Annotated in this window: 17 protein-coding genes; 8 read left to right on the forward strand and 9 right to left on the reverse strand. The window is 73.5% G+C overall.

Annotated elements, in window-relative coordinates; all coding sequences use genetic code 11:
• The first annotated feature begins 179 nt into the window (after positions 1-179).
• The 3 genes from E4P39_RS14595 to E4P39_RS14605 all read left to right on the forward strand — a co-directional run bounded on the left by E4P39_RS14595 (position 180) and on the right by E4P39_RS14605 (position 3953).
• The gene (locus tag E4P39_RS14595; RefSeq protein WP_135137306.1) at positions 180-1103 is read left to right on the forward strand and encodes a universal stress protein; all 924 of its coding nucleotides are present in this window, start codon (positions 180-182) and stop codon (positions 1101-1103) included.
• 129 nt (positions 1104-1232) lie between these two features.
• Positions 1233-2618 (forward strand): trypsin-like peptidase domain-containing protein, encoded by a 1386-nt coding sequence (locus E4P39_RS14600; RefSeq protein WP_135137307.1) that lies wholly within the window; start codon positions 1233-1235, stop codon positions 2616-2618.
• 54 nt (positions 2619-2672) lie between these two features.
• Positions 2673-3953: a DUF445 domain-containing protein gene (locus tag E4P39_RS14605; RefSeq protein WP_245159843.1), complete on the forward strand. Its 1281-nt coding sequence runs from the start codon at positions 2673-2675 to the stop codon at positions 3951-3953.
• Between the two features lie 187 nt (positions 3954-4140).
• On the opposite strand, the gene E4P39_RS14610 is transcribed toward E4P39_RS14605, so the two are convergent.
• From E4P39_RS14610 to E4P39_RS14620, 3 genes are all read right to left on the reverse strand, one after another.
• Positions 4141-5181, reverse strand: a complete 1041-nt coding sequence (locus E4P39_RS14610; RefSeq protein WP_135137308.1) for a zinc-dependent dehydrogenase — start codon at positions 5179-5181, stop codon at positions 4141-4143.
• A 96-nt stretch (positions 5182-5277) separates the two neighbouring features.
• Complete coding sequence (locus tag E4P39_RS14615) at positions 5278-5715, reverse strand: PTS sugar transporter subunit IIA (RefSeq protein WP_135137309.1); 438 nt, start codon at positions 5713-5715, stop codon at positions 5278-5280.
• A 64-nt stretch (positions 5716-5779) separates the two neighbouring features.
• Complete coding sequence (locus E4P39_RS14620) at positions 5780-7276, reverse strand: PTS mannitol transporter subunit IICB (protein ID WP_209306548.1); 1497 nt, start codon at positions 7274-7276, stop codon at positions 5780-5782.
• A 320-nt stretch (positions 7277-7596) separates the two neighbouring features.
• Between E4P39_RS14620 and E4P39_RS14625 the strand changes: the two genes are divergently transcribed.
• Positions 7597-8364, forward strand: coding sequence for a DeoR/GlpR family DNA-binding transcription regulator (locus tag E4P39_RS14625; RefSeq protein ID WP_135137311.1), 768 nt, complete (start codon positions 7597-7599; stop codon positions 8362-8364).
• A gap of 23 nt (positions 8365-8387) precedes the next feature.
• On the opposite strand, the gene rlmB is transcribed toward E4P39_RS14625, so the two are convergent.
• Positions 8388-9347, reverse strand: coding sequence for a 23S rRNA (guanosine(2251)-2'-O)-methyltransferase RlmB (gene rlmB, locus E4P39_RS14630; protein ID WP_135137434.1), 960 nt, complete (start codon positions 9345-9347; stop codon positions 8388-8390).
• Positions 9347-10750, reverse strand: coding sequence for a cysteine--tRNA ligase (gene cysS / locus E4P39_RS14635; RefSeq protein ID WP_135137312.1), 1404 nt, complete (start codon positions 10748-10750; stop codon positions 9347-9349). Before cysS ends, rlmB begins: the two co-directional genes overlap by 1 nt.
• Before the next feature lie 371 nt (positions 10751-11121).
• Here cysS and E4P39_RS14640 point away from each other — a divergent pair, with 371 nt between their 5' ends.
• The gene (locus E4P39_RS14640) at positions 11122-11772 is read left to right on the forward strand and encodes a 4'-phosphopantetheinyl transferase superfamily protein (RefSeq protein WP_167761877.1); all 651 of its coding nucleotides are present in this window, start codon (positions 11122-11124) and stop codon (positions 11770-11772) included.
• A 47-nt stretch (positions 11773-11819) separates the two neighbouring features.
• Positions 11820-14717: an acetoacetate--CoA ligase gene (locus E4P39_RS14645; protein WP_245159845.1), complete on the forward strand. Its 2898-nt coding sequence runs from the start codon at positions 11820-11822 to the stop codon at positions 14715-14717.
• 23 nt (positions 14718-14740) lie between these two features.
• Here the strand turns inward: E4P39_RS14645 and ispF are convergent, their stop codons facing one another.
• From ispF to E4P39_RS14665, 4 genes are all read right to left on the reverse strand, one after another.
• Positions 14741-15223: a 2-C-methyl-D-erythritol 2,4-cyclodiphosphate synthase gene (gene ispF / locus E4P39_RS14650; RefSeq protein ID WP_135137315.1), complete on the reverse strand. Its 483-nt coding sequence runs from the start codon at positions 15221-15223 to the stop codon at positions 14741-14743.
• On the reverse strand, positions 15220-15906 hold the full coding sequence (gene ispD, locus E4P39_RS14655) for a 2-C-methyl-D-erythritol 4-phosphate cytidylyltransferase (RefSeq protein ID WP_135137316.1): 687 nt from the start codon (positions 15904-15906) through the stop codon (positions 15220-15222). The genes ispF and ispD overlap by 4 nt, the downstream gene beginning before the upstream one ends.
• Before the next feature lie 34 nt (positions 15907-15940).
• Positions 15941-16423 (reverse strand): CarD family transcriptional regulator, encoded by a 483-nt coding sequence (locus E4P39_RS14660; RefSeq protein ID WP_040337433.1) that lies wholly within the window; start codon positions 16421-16423, stop codon positions 15941-15943.
• A gap of 404 nt (positions 16424-16827) precedes the next feature.
• Positions 16828-17730, reverse strand: coding sequence for a DUF4394 domain-containing protein (locus E4P39_RS14665; protein WP_135137317.1), 903 nt, complete (start codon positions 17728-17730; stop codon positions 16828-16830).
• Between the two features lie 242 nt (positions 17731-17972).
• Here E4P39_RS14665 and E4P39_RS14670 point away from each other — a divergent pair, with 242 nt between their 5' ends.
• Together E4P39_RS14670 and E4P39_RS14675 are read left to right on the forward strand one after the other, a co-directional pair.
• Positions 17973-18527, forward strand: a complete 555-nt coding sequence (locus E4P39_RS14670) for a sigma-70 family RNA polymerase sigma factor (RefSeq protein ID WP_135137318.1) — start codon at positions 17973-17975, stop codon at positions 18525-18527.
• Positions 18520-19302, forward strand: a complete 783-nt coding sequence (locus E4P39_RS14675; RefSeq protein WP_135137319.1) for a hypothetical protein — start codon at positions 18520-18522, stop codon at positions 19300-19302. Before E4P39_RS14670 ends, E4P39_RS14675 begins: the two co-directional genes overlap by 8 nt.
• Positions 19303-19321 lie beyond the last annotated feature (19 nt).

A 19321-nucleotide genomic window follows, 5' to 3' on the forward strand; every position in this document is an offset into this window, starting at 1 on the left:
ACAAGGACCGGCGGGGGCCGACCGGACCGATGTCTCCGGTCCACCGGCACCCGCTCCGTCCGGCACTACCCCGGTGCGTAGCGGGATGCACACGAGACGGTGTGTCGCGGGCTCTTCACAGCCGGGGCGAGGGCGAGGACGCTGGGCAGCGGCCGGCCCGCTGCTCCCGGAGGTACGTCATGCCGACGTCGACCCCGATCGCCCCGCCCGACGCCGCGGACTACGACGTCCGCACCGACCGGTCGTCCGGGCCCGGCGAGCCACTTCCCCCCGCGGTGGTGGTCGGTGTCGACGGCACCGAGTGCGGCCTCGGCGCGGTCCGGTGGGCCGCGCAGGAGGCCGCCCGGCGGAACGCTCCCCTGCGCATCGTGCACGCCACCTCCCCACCCCGGCGTCGTGAGGCGGCGGACTCCCCACCTCCCCCGCACGCACGGCGGATCACCGCGCAGGCGTACACCGTCGCCGTGCACACCGAGTCCGGCCTCCGCTCCGAGACCGAGGTCGTCGCGGGCGACGCGGCCACCGTGCTCCTGACCGCGGCTGCCGAGAGTCAGCTCGTGGTCCTCGGCAAGTCGACGACGGGCGCGGCCGACGAGTGGGTGCTCGCTCCCGTCGCCGTCCGGGTGTCGGCGCGGTCACCGAGGCCGGTCGTCCTCGTCCCGCGACCGCGCGGTGAGGCCACCGGCCGGCCGGTCGCGGCCGTCCTGGGCGTCGGGGAGGCCGGGGACGACGAACGGGTGGCCGAGTTCGCGGCCGAGGCGGCGCAACGGGCCGGGACGCCGCTGACCGTGCTGCAGATCCGCGGGAAGCGCGCGCCGGCGCCGGACGGCTGGGCCGGGGACGAGTCGGAATGGGAGCAGCGCTTTCCCGGCCTGGAGGTGCGCCGCTCCACCCTGCCCGGTGCGACGGCCAGCCAGGTGCTCGCGGCCACCTGCCCGGCTCCGCTGGTCGTGCTCAGCGCCGGCCACGGCTCCCTGCTGCACCGCCAGCTCGACGGTCCGCACCGCTGGCTGCTGCGCCACTGCACGTCCCCCATGGCGCTCGTCCCGCCGGTGCACCGCCCCGAGCTCGACCCGCGGGAGGAGATCGTCGCCGTGGGCTGAGCGCCTGAGCCGGCGGAACTTCCGGCGTCCAGGAATCTCACAGGCGTCCTCCAGCGCTGAGCCAGCGCGGGGAGCGACAGTGGAGTCCTCGCCGCGGCCGCACGGTCGCGCGGAGGGAGGACACCAGCAGTGAGCGACCACGGACCCGGCCCGGTCGGACCAGCCAACGAGCCGGGCGCATCCCGGGTCGGCCCGCCCGCGGCGCCCGCCCCGTCCCACGCCTGGGCGACACCGCAGCCACAGCCGACGCAGCCCACGCCGTCCTACTCCGGCTACGGGGGGCAGCCCCTGCCCGCACCGGGCGCCGGCACCCCGTCGACCGACGCGTGGCCGAACACCCCGTACAGCTCCCCCGCCTTCCCGCAGGGATCGCACGGCACGACCGCGTTCCCGGGCGGTCCCCCGGCGGCACCCCGCCGGGCCGGCCGGCTGCGCATCGGGCTGGCCGGCCTGGTGGCCGGCGCGGTGATCGGCGGCGGCGCGGGGGCCGGCGTGGCCACCCTGGTCGACGAGCCGGCCGCCCGGGGCGGGACGGCGGCGGCCGCGCAGAACGTCGTCATCGAGAACCCGGAGACGGCCACGACCGCGACGGCGGCTGCGGCGAAGGCGGCCCCCAGCGTGGTGACCGTCTACGTCTCGAGCAGCTCGGCGTCCGGGAGCGGATCGGGCGTCGTCCTCACCGCCGACGGCTTCGTGCTCACCAACAACCACGTCGTGGCCGGGGACGGCGGCGACGCCGGCACCGTGCAGGTCCGCACCGCCGACGGCTCCCTCTACGACGCCTCGATCGTGGGCACCGACCCGGCCTCCGACCTCGCCGTCCTGCGGCTGGACGGCGCCGGGGGGCTCACCCCGGCCGCGTTCGCCGACTCCGACGAGGTGCAGGTGGGCGACGTCGCCGTCGCGATCGGTGCGCCGCTGGGCCTCTCGAACACGGTGACCACCGGCATCGTCAGCGCCACCGACCGGGCCGTCGCGACCGGTTCCACGGAGGACGACGCGACGGTCATCGACGCCATCCAGACCGATGCCGCGATCAACCCCGGCAACTCCGGCGGCGCCCTGGTCGACGGTGCCGGTGAGGTCATCGGGATCAACACCGCCATCGCGACCGTCGCGTCCGGCGCGCCGGGATCGCAGTCCCAGAGCGGCAACATCGGCGTCGGGTTCGCCATCCCGGGCAACGCCGCCCAGCGGATCGCGCAGGAGATCATCGAGACCGGCTCCGCCACCCGCGCGCTCCTGGGGGTGCGTGCCCGGACCGACGCGGACGACCAGAACAGCGAGGTGGGCGCGGGCGCACGGGTCGAGACCGTCGAGCCGGGCAGTCCCGCCGCCGAGGCCGGCCTGGAGCCCGGGGACGTCGTCACCGCGGTCGGCGAGCGCCCGGTGACCACGTCCACCGAGCTGACCGCCGCGGTGCGCAGCCAGGCGCCGGGCGAGGAGGTCACGCTCACGGTGCGCCGCGACGGCGAGTCGCGGACCGTCGAGGTGACCCTGGGGACGACGGGCTGAGCCCGCACGGGTCCCGCCCGGCCCCCTCCCCGGCAGGTCCCTAGGCTGGTGCGGGTGCCCGGACCCCGACCGAACGTCCCGATCGCGAGCTCGCTCGACGACCCGGAGCGTGCCGCCGATCTCGCCGGGATGAAGCGGCTGGCGACCGGTCTGTTCGTCGCCGCCGCCCTCGTCTTCCTCGCCTGCGTCCTCCTCGGGGACGGCGCCGGCGCATGGGTCGGCTACGTGCGCGCGACCGCCGAGGCCTCGATGGTGGGCGCGCTCGCCGACTGGTTCGCCGTCACGGCCCTGTTCCGCCACCCGCTACGGCTGCCGATCCCGCACACCGCGATCATCCCGCGGAAGAAGGACCAGATCGGCGCCAGCCTCGGCACCTTCGTGCAGGAGAACTTCCTGACCACGCACGTCGTCGAGCAGAAGCTGGCCACCGTCGACGTCCCGGGCCGGCTGGGCGCCTTCCTGGCAGCGCCCGGCCGCGCCGAGCGGCTGGCCGGCGACGCCGGGGTGGCCCTGACCGCGCTGACCGACCTGCTCCGGGACGACGACGTCCAGCCCGCCGTCGCCGCGCTCGTCGACCGCAAGCTGCACGAGACCCCGCTCGCCCCGGTCGTGGCCCGGGCGCTGGAGCTCGTCGTCGAGGGCGACCGCCATCAGGAGGTGCTGTCGGCGGCGCTGCGCGGCCTGGCCCGCTTCCTCGAGGACAACAAGGTCGTGTTCCGGGCCCAGCTGGGCGACGCCTCCCCCGCCTGGGTGCCGGACTGGCTGGACGAGAAGGTGTTCGTGCGGGCCTTCACCGGCGTCCAGGTGTTCCTCGACGAGGTCGGCGCCGATCCCCGGCACGAGCTGCGCCGGTCCTACGACGCCCGGCTGCGGGCCTACGTGCACGCCCTGCGCACCGATCCCGAGACGGCCGCCCACGTGGAGGACCTCAAGCGGGAGCTGCTCGAGCACCCCGCCGTCCGTGCGTGGTCGGGCTCGCTGTGGAGCAACGTCAAGACCGCGATCGTGGCCGCCGCCGCCGATCCGGACTCCGAGCTGCGCGGGCGCCTGATCACGCTGATCCGGGACGGCGCCCGGCTGCTGCAGACCGACCCGACCGTGCGCGAGCTCGTGCAGCGGCAGAGCACCCGCATGGCCGGCTACGTGGTCGAGCGGTTCGCCGGCGACCTCGCCGACGTCGTCGGCAGCACGGTCGCACGCTGGGACACCGAGGAGACGAGCCGGCGCATCGAGCTGCAGGTGGGCCGCGACCTGCAGTGGATCCGGGTCAACGGCACCGTGGTCGGCGGCCTCGCCGGCCTGGTCATCTACACGGTCGCCCAGGTCTTGGGCTGACCCGAGGCTCACGGAGGTCGTCGCGCCGAGTGGGGCCCGGAGGGCTCCGCGCAGGTGCGACTCAGCGGCTCAGCTCAGGCCGGGGACGGCACCTGGCCGCGGTGCGGCCCGGAGGGTCGCAGTGTCACGGTGCGGCCCGGAGGGTCGCAGTGTCACGGCGCGATCCGGAGGATCGCAATGTCATAGGTCAGGGCTCGATCGTGACCTTGATGGCCTCGCCCTTCGCAACGATGTCGAAGGCCTCCAGGGCCCGCTCGAGGGGTAGCCGTGCGGTGATGAGGTCCTTGACCGGCACCTTCCCCGTCGAGATGTACTCGAGCGCGCGCTTGTTGTGCTCGGGGGCCGAGCCGTTCGCCCCCATGAGCATCAACTCCCGGTAGTGGACGAGGTTGGAGTCGCACTGGATGAAGGGGTTGGTCTTGGGCAGCCCGCCGAAGAACGAGATGCGCCCGCGCCGCGCCGCCATCCGGATCGCCTGCTCCTGGGCGACGTTCGCCGCGGTCGCCGTGATGACGACGTCAGCACCCCGCCCGTCGGTGAGCTCCAGCACGCGCTCGACGACGTCGACCTCGCTGCCGTTGATGACCTCGTCGGGCTGCACCGCGTCGGCCGACATCTTCAGCCGGTCGGCGTTGACGTCGATGAGGAAGACCCGGCTCGCGCCGTTGGCGCGCGCCAGCCGGATGTGGATGCAGCCGATCGGCCCGGCCCCGAAGACGACGACGGTGTCGCCGTCGGCCACCGAGATCAGCTCCTGCGCGTTGATCGCACAGGCGAACGGCTCGGCCACCGACGCCTCGTCGAACCCGATGTTGTCCGGGATCCGGTTGAGCCCGTCCACCTTGAGCACCTGCCGCGGCACGATCAGGTACTCGGCGAACCCGCCCTCGTACTGGTAGCCGACCGACGTCTGGTTCTGGCAGACGGCCATCCAGCCCTTGCGGCACTCGTAGCACTCCCCGCAGGGCACGGCCGCGATCACCTGGGCGCGGTCCCCGACCGACCAGCCGGGAACGTCCGCCCCGACCTCGACGACCTCGCCGGCGACCTCGTGGCCCATGATCCGCGGCGGGCTGATGTTCTGGTGCCCGTTGTTGAAGATCTTGACGTCCGTGCCGCAGGTGGAGCAGTTGCGGACCCGCAGCTTCACCTCGTCGGGCCCGCACTCGGGCTCCGGGACGTCCTCGATCCGGACGTCCTTCGGCGCGTAGAAGCGCAGCACCTTCATGGGCTCACCTTCCTCTTGGCCCGGCCGGGGAGCAGCGCGGGTTGCGAATGGGGTCGTGCGCGGGACGGTGACCCGCACGGGGCCGCCGTCCTGCGGTCAGTCCTCGTTGACCGCCTGGAGCAGGTCGTAGAGCTCGTCGGCCGAGCCGGCGGCGAGCAGCTTCTCCACCTCGTCGGTGTCCGAGAAGACGATCGCGATCTTCCCCAGGATCTCCAGATGGCCGTTGTCCACTCCGGCGATCCCGACGGCGAAGCGCACCTCGTTGCCGTCCCAGTCGACGGGTGCGTCGTACCGCACGACAGAGATGGCCGACCGGCCGATGGTGTCCTTGGCCTCGTTGGTGCCGTGCGGGATGGCGAGGAAGTTGCCCATGTAGGTGGACACCGACTTCTCCCGCTCGAACATGGCGTCCACGTACGCAGGGCTCACCGCCCCCGCGTCGACCAGCAGTCGCCCGGCCTCGCGGATCGCGTCGTCCTTGCTCCGGGCGTCGCCGGGGACCTTGACCTGGGACCGGGTGAGGACATCGCTCATGGAACCCCCTGGAAGTGGTGCCGGCCGGCCGGCGCCCGTGCGGGAGCCGGCCGGCCGGGTCTGGTCAACGCGAGGACGAGCTGCCCTGGGCGTTGGTGGTCTTCAGCTCCTCGACGATCCCGTCGTACTGCGGGCTGTTCATGAAGTTGTCGACCGACACGTGCTCGGCCGACGGGGACATGGTCCTGGCCCGCGGCGTGAGGTCCTGGTGCGTCACGACCAGGTCGACGTCGTCGGTCAGGTTGGCGATCGCCACGTTCTGCACCTCCACGTCGGTGAAGCCGGCCTTCTTGATCTTGTTGCGGAGCACCGAGGCGCCCATCGCGCTCGATCCCATGCCGGCGTCGCAGGCGAAGGCGATGCGGTGGATCGGCTTCCTGGCTCCGGCGTGGGTGCCGGGGTGCGCCAGGCCGGCGGCCTCGAGCTGGTCCTCCTGGGCCTCGTCGGTGGGCGAGAGGTACCCGGCGACGCTGCTCCGCTTGCCCTTCATGGCCTCCATCTCGGCGGTGGCCTCCCCGAGGTCGCCACCCTTCTTGCGGTCCAGCTTGAGCAGGAGCGAGCAGATCGCGAACGACGTCGCGGCGGCGAGGAGCACGGAGAGGATGACGCCCACGAAGCTGTCGCCCGGCGTCTGTGCCAGCACCGCGATGATCGAACCGGGAGCGGCCGGTGCCCGCAGTCCGGCGTCGAACACCACGAGGGTCCCGATGCCCACCATGCCGCCGGCGATCATGCCGAGCAGCAGGATCGGCTTCATCAGGACGAACGGGAAGTAGATCTCGTGGATGCCGCCGAAGAAGTGGATGATCGCCGCCCCCGGTGCGGTGCTCCGGGCCATCCCGGTGCCGAACAGCATGTAGGCGAGCAGGACGCCCAGGCCGGGCCCGGGGTTGGCCTCCAGCAGGAAGAGGATCGACTTGCCGGTCTCCGCGGCCTGCTGCACACCGAGCGGGGTCAGCACGCCGTGGTTGATCGCGTTGTTGAGGAACAGCACCTTGGCCGGCTCGATGAGGATGCTCGCGATGGGCAGCACCCCGTTGTCGACGAGCCAGTCCACCCCGTTGCCGAGGGCCCGCGACACGGCCTCCACGACGGGGCCGAAGGCGAAGAAGCCGACGACGGCGAGCGCGGCCGCCACGATGCCCGCGGAGAAGTTGTTCACCAGCATCTCGAAGCCGGGCTTGATCTTGCCGTCCCAGAGCTTGTCGATCTGCTTCATCACCCAGGCGGCGAGCGGGGCCATGATCAGCGCGCCGAGGAACATCGGCTGATCGGTGCTGACGATGACGCCCATGGTCGCTACGACGGCGACCACGGCACCGCGGACGCCGTAGACCATCCGGCCGCCCTGCGCCGCGATCAGCAGCGGCAGCATGAACCGGATCATCGGGCCGACCAGGCCGATGTTCGGTGCGCCCGCCTCGTTCTCCCCGAAGCCGCCGAGGCCGCCCACCGGGAACGGGCCCTTCTCGATGAAGAGCGCCGTGATGATGCCCCACGCGATGAACGCGGCGATGTTCGGCATGATCATTCCGGACAGGAAGGTGCCGAACTTCTGCACAGCGATCCTGGCGCCTGAGCGCCCCGCAGGTGCCGACGTTGTTGCGCTCACTGGCTTTCCTCCCGGTGGGGACGGATGGACTTCGAGTCGCCCGCGTTCCGCTCGGCCTTTCCCGGCCGGGCTGGGCACCACCGCCGCCGGGGCCCGGCCGGCGCGGCGCCGTCTCCCCCTGGCGGGGGATCGTGCGGCCACGGTGCGGCTGGACGTGACCAGCGTCACGTACGGGCGCTAGTCTTGTCAACGGATTCCAACGCGAAACAACAGATTCAGGCTCCATGCCACAGGACCGGACACGCAGAGGATCGGAGGGCCGGAGTTCCGTGTATCCAGAGGAACGGCAGCAGGCGATCGCGCAGCTCGTGGGTCAGCGCGGCCGGCTCAGCGTGACGACGACAGCCGAGCAGTTCGGCGTCACGACCGAGACCGTCCGGCGCGACCTCGCGGTCCTGGAGCGCGCGGGCATGCTCCGCCGCGTCCACGGCGGCGCCGTGCCGGTGAACGCGGTGGCACTCGTCGAGCTCGGGCTGGGCGAGCGCACCGGCCGGCTGGCGGAGCAGAAGAACAAGATCGCCGCCGCGGCACTGGAGTTCCTGCCCGGCACGAACGGCAGCATCATCCTCGACGGCGGGACCACGACCGCCGCGCTGGCCGAGCTGCTGCCGACGGACCGGCGGCTGCTGACCGTGACGAACGCGGTGCCGATCGCCGCCCGTCTGGCGACCGCGCCGGGCATCACGGTCCACATGCTGGGCGGGCGGGTCCGCGGCGTGACGCAGTGCGCCGTCGGGGAGTCAGCCGTCCGGACGCTGAGCAACCTCCGGGTGGACGTCGCCTTCATGGGGACCAACGGCATCACGACCAGCTACGGGTTCACCACACCGGACGAGGACGAGGCGCTGGTGAAGCGGTCGATGGTGAGTGCGGGGCAGCGCGTGGTCGTGCTCGCCGACTCCAGCAAGCTCGAGCGGGAGACCCTGATCCGCTTCGCCGCACCCGAGGACGTCGACGTCCTCATCACCGACGACGGCGCCGATCCCGACGTCCTCGCTGCCCTCGAGAAGGCCGGGATCGAGGTCGTCCTCGCCTGAGCATCCGCTCCGCCGGCGCCCGGTCAGCGGCGAGCGGCCGCCGCGGCGTAGAGGGCGATGCCGGCGGCGACGCTGACGTTGAGCGACTCGGTGTCGCGGTCGATCGGGATGCGCACGACGACGTCGCAGCGCTCGCGTACCAGCCGGGAGAGCCCCGTGCCCTCTGCGCCGACCACCAGCACCACCGGGTCGGCGAAGCCGTCGTACTCGTGCAGATCGACGTCGCCCTCCCCCGCCAGGCCCACGGTCTGCAGCCCGGCGTCCTGGTATCCGGCCAGAGCCCGCGGCAGGTTGACCGCGCGCGCCACCTTGATCCGGGCGGCGGCACCCGCGCTCGTCCGCCAGGCCGAGGCTGTCATCCCGACGGCGCGACGCTGGGGGACGACGACCCCGTGGGCGTCGAACGCGGCCGCGGACCGGACGACGGCCCCGAGGTTGCGCGGGTCGGTGACGCCGTCGAGCGCGACCAGCAGCGGGGGGCGCCCGGAGTTCCGCGCGATGTCGAGGAGATCCTCGGGGTGCGCGTAGTCGTAGGGCGGCACCTGCAGACCGATGCCCTGGTGGAGGGCGCCCTGCGACATCCGGTCGAACTCGGCCTTGCCCACCTCGAGCAGCGGCAGCCCGCGGTCGGCCGCCAGGGTCATGGCCTCGGCGATGCGCTCGTCGGTGGTGCGCAGGTTGTCGCCGGTGACGACGTAGAGCGCGTTCGCCGGGATCTGCGCGCGGAGGGCCTCCACCACCGGGTTGCGGCCGAGCAGCAGCTCCGGGGTCTCCTCCGCCCGCGCCCGGGCGCGGGCGCGGTCGGCCCGCTGCCGGGCGTCGACGGCGGCCCGGCGCTGGGCCGGGTGACCCGGGCGGGCCTCGGCCGGCGGAGTCGCACCGCGGCCGGCCAGGGACCGGCGGTTCTTGCCACCGGTCCCGGCGGTCGCGGTCTTCTTGCCGGCGCCGGTGGTACGGCCTCGGCGCTGACTGTTGCCGGCCATCAGCGGCTCAGCTCCCATCGGGGTCCTTGCGGGGTGTCCTCGACGACGACGCCGAGGGCGGTGAGCTGGTCGCGGATCGCGTCGGCAGCAGAGAAGTCCTTGCGGGCGCGGGCGGCCTGCCGCTGCTCGAGCGCCAGCGCGACGAGGCCGTCGGTGGCCCGGGCCAGCCGGTCGTCGCCCCCGCCGTCGGCCCACTGGGGGTCGAGCGGGTCGAGACCGAGGACGCCGAGCATCGCCCGGACGGAGCCGAGCGTGCCGGCGACGGCGCGGTCGGCGCCGTCGGCCAGCGCGGTGTTGCCCTCGCGCACGAGGTCGTGGACGGCCGCGAGCGCGGCGGGCGTGCCGAGGTCGTCGTCCAGGGCCTTTGTGAACTCGGCGCAGAGCACGCGCGATCCGGCGTCCGCACCCACGCGCTCAGCGGCCCGCCGGACGAAGGACTCGATCCGCCGGTAGGCGACGCCCGCCTCCGCCAGCGCGGTGTCGGTGAACTCGATCGCCGACCGGTAGTGCGGCGCGATCAGGTAGTAGCGCAGCTCGACCGGCCGCACCCGCTGGACCACCTCGTCGACCAGCGCGGTGTTGCCCAGGGACTTGCTCATCTTCTCGCCGCCGAGGGTCACCCAGCCGTTGTGCAGCCAGTAGCGCGCGAACGCGTCGCCGGCCGCCCGGGACTGGGCCTGCTCGTTCTCGTGGTGCGGAAAGCGCAGGTCCAGACCGCCGCCGTGGATGTCGAACTCGGCCCCGAGGTAGCGCCCCACCATGGCCGAGCACTCCAGGTGCCAGCCCGGGCGGCCGCGGCCCCACGGCGTCGGCCACGAGGCGGTCTCCGGCTCGCCGTCCTTGTGCGCCTTCCAGAGGGCGAAGTCGCGTGGGTCCCGCTTCCGGTCGTCGGTCTCGGTGTCGGCGGCCGACTGCAGGTCGTCGAGGCGCTGACCGGTCAGTGCCCCGTACTCGGGGAACGAGCGGACGTCGAAGTAGACGTCGCCGTCGGCGGCGTAGGCGTGGCCGCGCTCGATCAGCCGCTCCATGAGCGTGACCATCTCGGGGATGTGCCCCGTGGCGCGCGGCTCGTAGGTGGGGGGCAGGACGCCGAGGACGTCGTAGGCGCGCGTGCAGGCCCGCTCGTTGTCGTAGGCCCACGCCCACCACGGGACGCCGTGGTCGTCGGCCTTGGCCAGGATCTTGTCGTCGATGTCGGTGACGTTGCGGACGTAGGTGACCTCGAGCCCGCTGTGGGTCAGCCAGCGCCGCAGGACGTCGAAGGCGAGCGCGGCCCGGACGTGGCCGATGTGCGGTCGCCCCTGGACGGTGAGCCCGCAGACGTAGACGGAGGCCTGACCGGCACGCAGCGGCGTGAAGTCGCGGACCGCGCGGGCGGCCGTGTCGTACAGGCGGAGGCTCACCGGCGCGAGTCTACGGTCCGGCGCACCCGCCCCCTGACGGCTCGGCTGCCCGGCAACCGCCCCCGGCCGCGCCGCGGGGCCCGGACTCCCCGCCGGTCGCCCCGCTCGGACGGCGGCTCCGTCCGGCCCTCGACCAGCGGTGTCCGCGTCACCCGTGGGAGTAGGACCGGTTCCCGTCGCCACCCTCCAAACCTACGATCAGGACTGCAGACTCCTCTTCCGACCGAGACACGGGGTGACAGGTGCCACCGACCGTCCTGTCGGCGCCACACCTTCTCGGAGCGACCGCAGTACCGTCGCCGCCGCGGATCCCCGATGTCCACGGGGGAGCGCGCGCCCACCGGTCGACCGGGCGGGCACCGCTGCCGACGGTGTGGGTCTGGCGCATCGACGTCACGGACGGCCGGCACGAGGACTTCGTCGCGGCGACCCACCTGACCGACGCCGAACGGCTGCGCGCATCCCTGGGCACCGATGCGGTGCGCCGCCGCCGCATCCTGCTCCGGGGGGCGCTGCGGCAGGTGCTCGGCGGCCTCCTCGACGTCCTCCCCGCCCGCGTTCCCCTGGTCGAGGACGGCGGCCGGCCGCTGCTGCCGACCGACCGGGGCCTGCGGTTCAGCTGCTCGGCCAGTGGCCGGGTGGGGCTCGTCGCGGTGGCGGCGGGGTCGGACGTGGGCGTGGACGTCCAGGAGCACCGGGACGAGGACGCGCGGGCAGCCACGGCCGAGGGCTGGCTCACCACGGCCGAGGAGCGCGCCCTCCAGGGCCTGCCCCCGGCGGACCGCCTCCGCGCCGTCACCCGGTGCTGGACCCAGAAGGAAGCCGTGCTCAAGGGCCTCGGCCTGGGCCTCCGGCAGGCCCCGGTCACGGTGGCCACCCCGGTCGCGCCCGCCGGGCGCATCGGGGAGTGGTGGACAGCCCCGGTTGCCGTCCGCCCCGGTCACGTCGCCAGCGTCGTGATCCGCACCCCTCAGGACGAGGTCGACCTCGTCGTTCGAGACATGATCGTGGGAGAAACCTGATGAGCACCTCCGTCCGTAGCCCTCTCGAGCGCGGGACCGGTGGGCGAGTGCCTCAGATCGCCGCCTTCCGGGAGGCGTGCGAGGGACGTACCGGGGAGTTCCTCGGCTCCCCCGAGGCGCTGCACGCGTGGTCCGTCGACTCCTACCGCGACTTCTGGGGCGCGTTCCTCGACTGGTCCGGGCTGGCCTGGGAGGGGTCGGCGACGGAGGTCTGCACGGACGACGACATCGAGCGCGCCGTCTTCTTCCCCGGCGTGCGGCTGAACTACGCGGAGAACCTCCTGCGCCCGCTGCCCGGCGTGGACGACGACGCGCCCGCGCTCACCTCGCTGCACGCCTCCCCCGGCGGCGTCGAGCAGTTCTCCCGCCGCGAGCTCCGGGGCGCCGTCGCCCGTACGGCCGCCGTGCTCGGCCGGCTCGGCATCGACGTCGGCGACCGCGTCGCGGTGATCGCGCCCAACCACGCCCGCGCCGTGAGCGTGTCCCTCGCCGTGGCCGCGCGGGGCGCCACGCTGTCCACCGTCACGCCGGACATGGGCCCCACCGCGCTGATCGGGCGGCTGGAGCAGGTCGAGCCCGTCCTGCTCCTGGTCGACCGCACCCAGATGCCCGACAGCGCCGACGGCGGCCTGCTGGCCACGCTGCTCGCCGCCCTGCCGTCGGTGCGGCAGCTGGTCGTCCTGGACGACCTCCCCCTCCCCGAGCTTCCGGACGTGGCCGTGGACCGGCTGAGCCGGCTGGAGGCCGAGGTCGCCGAGCCCGCGACCGAGACGTGGCCGCGCCTGCCGTTCAACCAGCCGCTGTGGGTGATGTTCTCCTCCGGGACGACCGGACCGCCGAAGGCGATGGTGCACGGCGCGGGCGGCTCGCTGATCGAGCACGTCAAGGAGCACCGGCTGCACGGGGACCTCACCCCGGACGACGTCCTCTACTTCCACACGACCACCGCCTGGATGATGTGGAACTGGCAGCTCTCGGCGCTGGCCGTGGGCGCGCACGTCGTCCTCTACGACGGACCGATCGCCGGCCCCGAGACGCTGTGGCGGCTGGTCGCCGACCAGGGCGTCACCGTGTTCGGGACGAGCCCGCCGTACCTCCAGCTGTGCCAGGACGCCGGCTACCGGCCCGCGGCCGAGGTGGACCTCGGCCGGCTGCGCGCCGTCCTGTCCACCGGGGCCGTCCTGCACGACTGGCAGTTCGACTGGGTGGCGAGGGAGGTCGGCCCGGTCCCGCTGCAGTCCGTCTCCGGGGGCACCGACATCATCGGCTGCTTCGTGCTCGGTCATCCGGAGCGTCCCGTGGAGCGGGGATGGTGCCAGTCGATCGGCCTCGGCCTCGACGTCGCGGCCCTGGACGACGAGGGCCGGCCGGTCCTCGACGAGGTGGGCGAGCTGGTCTGCCGGCGTCCGTTCCCGTCCCGGCCGCTGTGCTTCCTGCGCGATCCCGACGGGTCGCGGTTCCACGACGCCTACTTCGCCGACCACGCGGGCCTGTGGACCCACGGTGACCTGATCACGATCGGCCGGGACGGGGGCGCCCGGATGCACGGCCGCTCCGACGGCGTGCTGAACATCAGCGGCATCCGGATCGGTCCGGCGGAGATCTACCGCATCCTCCGGGCGATGCCGGAGGTCCTCGACTCCATGGCCGTGGAACAGCTCGTCGGCAGCGATTCCCGGCTGCTGCTGCTGGTCGTCCTGCGCCCGGGTGCCGTCTTCGACGACCAGCTCGCCGCCCGCATCCGCGCCCGGCTGCGCACCGAGGGTTCCGCGGCGCACGTCCCCCAGGTCGTCGTGCCCGTCGACGAGCTGCCCACCACGCATAACGGCAAGCGGTCGGAGCGGGCGGCCCGGGACGCGGTCAACGGCGCTCCCGTCCGCAACCTCGCCGCGCTGAAGAACCCGGGCAGCCTCGACGCGATCCGGGACGCCGTCCGGGCGGCGGCGGAGCGAACCGCCGAGGCGCCGGCCGGCGAGCCGGACTCCGCGGACCGGGTGACGGCCGCGGTGTCGCTGGTCTTCCGCGACGTCCTCGGGGTCTCGTCCATCGACCACACGGCGAACTTCTTCGACCTCGGTGGGACGTCCCGCCAGTCCATGACGATCCTCCGTCGGCTGCGCAACGAGCTGCGCCGCCCGGTGCCGGTGGACACCTTCCTTGCGGCGCCCACCGTCGAGGGGCTCGCCGAGGCGCTGCGCCGGCCCGCGGTGGGCGGTTCCCGCTTCCCCGTCCTGAAGGCGGGCGAGGCATCGGAGGCGCCGCTCTACCTCGTGCACGGCGTCTACGGCGACGTCGACGGCTACCGGGGGCTGTGCGAGCACCTGGACACGCGCGCGACCGTCTACGGCATCGAAGGATCGCTCATCGACCCCTCCGGGCGGGCGAAGACCATCGAGGAGATCGCCGCCGAGAACGTGGCGGAGCTGTCCTCCTTCCAGCCGACCGGCCCGGTCCGGCTCGCCGGGTTCAGCTTCGGCGGCCTGGTGGCGTTCGAGATGGCCCGGCAGCTGGCGGAGGCGGGCCGGACCCCGGAGCACCTCGCCCTGCTCGACGTCCGGCCGCCCAAGGGCTCCCTGACGCGGTTCGAGAATCTCCTCCGCAAGGCGTCGACCCTCATCGCGCTGTTCATCCCGGCCTTCCACGACCGCACCCTCGGGCAGGCCATCCGGGACCGCTTCCGGAAGTCGGCCACGCCGTCCGACCGCCAGGCCCTGCGCGGCGGCGTCGTCGTCTACGACGAGTACCGGTGGCAGCGCTACGAGGGGCCGGTCACGTACTTCCGCGCCCGCGTCCGTCTCCCCGTCATCATGTGCATGCTGTTCGCGTGGCGCCGTGCGGCGCCGAACCTCCGCGTGGTCGGCGTCCCCGGGGAGCACGACGATCTGCTGGACGCCCACCACGCCCAGCGCCTCGCCGAGCGGATGTCGGAGGCCCTGCGCGCCTGAGGGGCGCACGGTCGTCCGGCGACTCAGTCGCCGCGGACCACCAGTGCGGTCGCCAGCGCCGCCCGTCCCTCGCCGCGCCCGGTGAGCCCCAGGCCGTCGGTCGTGGTGGCGGCCACGCTGACCGGCGCCCCCAGCGCGGCCGAGAGGGCCGCCTCGGCCTCCGCCCGGCGGGGGCCGAGCTTCGGCGTGGTCGCCACCAGCTGCACGGAGGCGTTGCCCACCCGCCAGCCGGCCGCCGCCAGCACCTCGCGGACGTGCTCGAGGACGGCGAGCCCGGAGGCGCCGGCCCACCGCGGGTCGTCGGTGCCGAGCAGGCCCCCGATGTCGCCGAGCCCGGCCGCGGAGAGGACGGCGTCGGTGAGGGCGTGGGCGACGACGTCGCCGTCGGAGTGCCCGGCGCAGCCGTCGGCGCCCGGCCAGTCCAGGCCCGCCAGGCGGCACGTCCGGCCGGGTTCGATCGGGTGGACGTCGGTGCCGACGCCGACCCTCGGCAGGGGATGACTCACGAGCGGACCTGCAGCTCGGCGACCGCGAGGTCGTGGGCCACGGTGATCTTGCCCGCCCGTTCGTGGCCCTCGACGGTGGTGACCGGGATGCCCGCGGCCCGGATGACGGCGGCGTCGTCGGTGAACGGCGTGGCGTCCACGGTGGGGTCGTCGAGGGCGTCGTAGGCGGCGACGAGGCAGGCGCGGTCGAAGCCCTGCGGGGTCTGCACGCGTCGCAGCGGCCCCCGCGGAACGGCGTCCGTGATCATGCCGTCGTCGTCCACCACGACGGTCGTGTCGACCACGGGGAGGACCGGGACGACGGCGCGGGCACCGGCGGTGAGCGCGGCCAGCACCCGGGCCACCACCGCGGGCGGTGTCAGCGGGCGGGCGGCGTCGTGCACCAGGACGACGTCGGCGGCGGGGCGGCCGGGTTCGGTCGTGGCCCGGAGCGCCGCACGCACCGAGGCGGTCCGCGTCTCTCCCCCCGCGACCAGCCGTACGTCCAGCGGCAGGACCGTGGCGAACGCGGCGTGCTCGTCGGCGGGAACGGCGACGACGATGTCGCTCACCCCGCCGGCGCGCAGGGCGTCGACGGCCCAGCAGACGAGCGCCCGGCCACCGAGGGAGACCAGCGCCTTGGGCCGGTCCGCCCCCAGACGCAGACCACTCCCGGCCGCTGCGACGATGCCGACAGCGTGCACGGGAGTGGTCGTGGACGAACGGTGGAGCGCGGGATCAGCTGGCGAGAACCTCGTCGAGCAGGATCTCCGCCTTGTCCTCGTTGGTGCCCTCGGCCAGCGCCAGCTCGCTGACGAGGATCTGCCGCGCCTTCGAGAGCATCCGCTTCTCGCCGGCGGACAGGCCACGGTCCTTGTCGCGGCGCCACAGGTCGCGGACGACCTCGGCCACCTTGTTCACGTCACCGGAGGCCAGCTTCTCGAGGTTGGCCTTGTACCGGCGCGACCAGTTGGTCGGCTCCTCGGTGTGCGGCGCGCGCAGGACCTCGAAGACCTTGTCCAGGCCCTCCTGTCCTACGACGTCACGGACGCCGACGATCTCTGCGTTGTCGGCCGGCACACGCACGGTCAGATCGCCCTGGGCGACCTTCAGCACGAGGTAGGCCCTCTCGACGCCCTTGATGGTGCGCTGCTCGATCGCCTCGATGAGCGCGGCACCGTGATGCGGGTAAACGACGGTCTCGCCGACAGTGAAGCCCATGTGGATGTGACCCCTTTCGCTGACCCAATGTTACCACGGCAGACTGACGAACGGATCGGCGTGGGGCCGTAAATCTGCAGGTCAGCGGCCTGGTCAGGCAGGCACGAGGGGTTGACAGAGAGTGGCCGATGTGCGTGCCGGGCTCGACCACCCGGTCGCCGCGGGACCGCCGGGGCACCGCGCATCCACCCCGGACCGACCATCGGAGTGGCGGAACGGCCGCCGGCGGGAGGCGGTCCGGTCAGCCGTCCTCGCAGGTCAGAGGTCCATCGGGCGGAGCGGCGACCGGATCCGGCGCCCACCGGGTCATCGATCCCGGCCGGCGAGCCCGACAGAGCCACCGGACCCGCGCGGTGCGGATCCGGTGGCCCGGTTCGTTCCCCGGGATCAGGGGGGAGGAACGGTCAGTGCTGGTCGAGCCCGATCGCGAGGTCGGTGACCGGCATGCGGAACGTGCCCCGGTCGGAGGCCTGGCCGGTGGTCAGGTTGACCGAGTAGATGCGGCTCTTGCCGCCCACCGTCAGGGTCGCCCATCCCTGTGCCGCCACGGAACGCCCGTCCCGGACGGTGCTGTAGATGTCGAAGCCGGCGTCCGGGCCGGCGTCCGCGCCGAGCTTGCCCACCGGTGCGAGCGTCCCGGCGTTCGCCGGCGACTGGATGGCGAGCTGGTCCACGGCCGTGTCGAGGTCGTGCAGGACCGTTGCCGTGTCGGCGTCGAGGTCGTTGTTCGTGTACGCCGCCGCGGTGACCCCGCCCGCCGGCACGAGGGCTGTCGCAGGGGGCGTCGCGGGGTTGGTCAGCCGCCCGTCGGCCACGGTCGCCTCGTCGGGGACGTCGGGGGTCGTGGTGCCGAAGGGCTGACGCAGGTTCTGCCCGGTGTCGCCGGTGATCCGGAGGGCGTTCGCGGCCGGGTTGAAGTCGACGCCGAAGTGCGCGCCTTCCAGGGCCACGGTCAGCCTGCCCACCCTCGTCGCTCCGGCTTTCTTCGCGTCGAGGACGTAGATGCCGCCTTCGTCCCCGACGCCGTAGAGCTTGCCGTCCTGGGCGCGGTAGTCGATGCCCACCAGGGAGGTGTCGACGTCGAGCGTGACGTCGCCGACCTTGCGGGCGTCGCGTGCGTCGGTGGTCCGGAACGCGACCAGCGTCTTGCCCGCGTTGCTCAAACCGACGGCGTCGAGCCGGTCGCCGCTGGAGCTGCCACCTCCGCGGTCGTCGTCCCCGCCGGACGCGACCGCGGGAGCCGCGACCCCCGCGGCGATCAGTGCGGCTGCCACGATGACGGTCGTGCTGCGACGGGTGAGACGCATGGTTCCTCCATGGGATGGCTGGCCGACCCTCGGGGCCGGGGCTCCGCGACGGTGCGGCAGAGGGGTGTACGCCGGCAGGTCCGTCCACGTTCACCGCTTCGGGTGATCCCTCTGCTGGGTGCCCCGTTGAACGAACGCCGCGGGCGCGGCGTATCTCCCGTGATGCCGACGTCCGGGAGGAGATGTGAGATGTGTCCGGACGTCGCCCGGAGCCGGTCGAGTCATCCCGGAAAGGACTCCCGGTGACCCCGGAGGCCCGGGCGAGCGGGGCGTCGCACGTCGTGCCCTTCAGCGTCGACGAGGCGTACGCCGACCATGCCGGAGTGCTCTACGGCTTCGTGGTCAACGCCGTCGGCGACCGGGCCGACGCCGAGGATCTCGTGCAGGAGGTGTTCACCCGGGCCTGGCGGGCGTCCTCCCACTACGACCCGGATCGCGCGTCCGTCCGGACCTGGCTGTTCGCGATCGCCCGCAACCTCGTCCTGGACGCGCACCGGGCCCGGAGCCGGCGCCCGCGCGTGATCGGCGAGGTGGCCGTGGACGCTGGTCCGGTCACCGCCGGCCCGGAGGACGACGTCGTCGACCGTGTCCGCGTCGTCGAGGCACTGGCCCGCCTCTCGCCCGAGCACCGCGAGGTGGTCGCGGCCCTGCACCTGGACGGCCGCACGTACGCGGAGCTGGCCGCGTCCACCGGCGTGGCGGTGCCGACATTGCGCACCCGGATGTTCTACGGGCTGCGCGCGATGCGCTCGATACTGGAGGAGCTCGACGAGGAGGGGCGGAATAACAGTGCCTGACAACCGGCGCGACGAGCTGCTGGGCGCCGCACTCGCCGACGACCTCACGCCGCAGGAGCGGACCGAGTTCGCCGCGCTGCTGCGCGACGACCCGACGGCCCGCGAGGAGTGGGAGGGCGCGGCGGCAGTGCTCCGCCGCCTCGGCACGGCAGGGCTCGAGCCGGGCAAGGACGACGCGCGCGGTCAGTCCTGGACGGACGCCGAGCCGCCCGCTTCGCTGCGCGAGCGGGTTCTCGCAGCCACCTCCGAGCTTCCTGAGTCCGTGGACGCCCGAGCATCGTCCGCACCCGGTGCGGCGGTGCCGCTGCCGCGTCGCCCCGGGTCGTCGACCCGACCCTGGCTCGCCCGGCCGCTGCTCGTGGCGGCGAGTGCGGCACTCCTCCTCGCCGGCGTCGGCGGGGGGCTCGGTCTCGCCGAATGGCTGGACCGCCCACAGCAAGGAGCCGCGGGAACCCTCGGCGCACACGAACCGGTGACCTTCAGCGACGTGCCGGACGGCGTGGTCGTGAGTGCCTCGGTCGTCGCGCACACCTGGGGGACCGAGACGGTCTTCGAGGAGATCACCGGCCTGACCCCGGGCGAGACGTACCAGGTCGTACTCGTCGCCGAGGACGGCTCGGAGGTGGGCGCCGGGTCGTTCGAGGCCGTCGCGGGCGCCGTCGACTGCCGGATGACGAGCGCCGCGATGCGCGAGGAGGTCCGCCTCATCTCGGTGCGCACCGCCGACGGGGCGGAGGTGATGAACTCACCGCTGCCGGAGGTGGCCGGTGCCTAGCGGGCGCGAGCGCAACTGA

This window comes from Blastococcus sp. CT_GayMR19 (assembly GCF_004570385.1).
In the GTDB taxonomy this organism is placed as follows: Bacteria; Actinomycetota; Actinomycetes; order Mycobacteriales; family Geodermatophilaceae; genus Blastococcus_B.

Excerpts from the sequence above, each read along its gene's own strand:
- E4P39_RS14595 (WP_135137306.1), top strand. The coding sequence starts at position 180 with ATGCCGACGTCGACCCCGATCGCCCCGCCCGACGCCGCGGACTACGAC.
- E4P39_RS14665 (WP_135137317.1), bottom strand. The coding sequence starts at position 17,730 with ATGCGTCTCACCCGTCGCAGCACGACCGTCATCGTGGCAGCCGCACTG.
- E4P39_RS14660 (WP_040337433.1), bottom strand. The coding sequence starts at position 16,423 with ATGGGCTTCACTGTCGGCGAGACCGTCGTTTACCCGCATCACGGTGCC.
- rlmB (WP_135137434.1), bottom strand. The coding sequence starts at position 9,347 with ATGGCCGGCAACAGTCAGCGCCGAGGCCGTACCACCGGCGCCGGCAAG.
- E4P39_RS14615 (WP_135137309.1), bottom strand. The coding sequence starts at position 5,715 with ATGAGCGATGTCCTCACCCGGTCCCAGGTCAAGGTCCCCGGCGACGCC.
- E4P39_RS14610 (WP_135137308.1), bottom strand. The coding sequence starts at position 5,181 with ATGAAGGTGCTGCGCTTCTACGCGCCGAAGGACGTCCGGATCGAGGAC.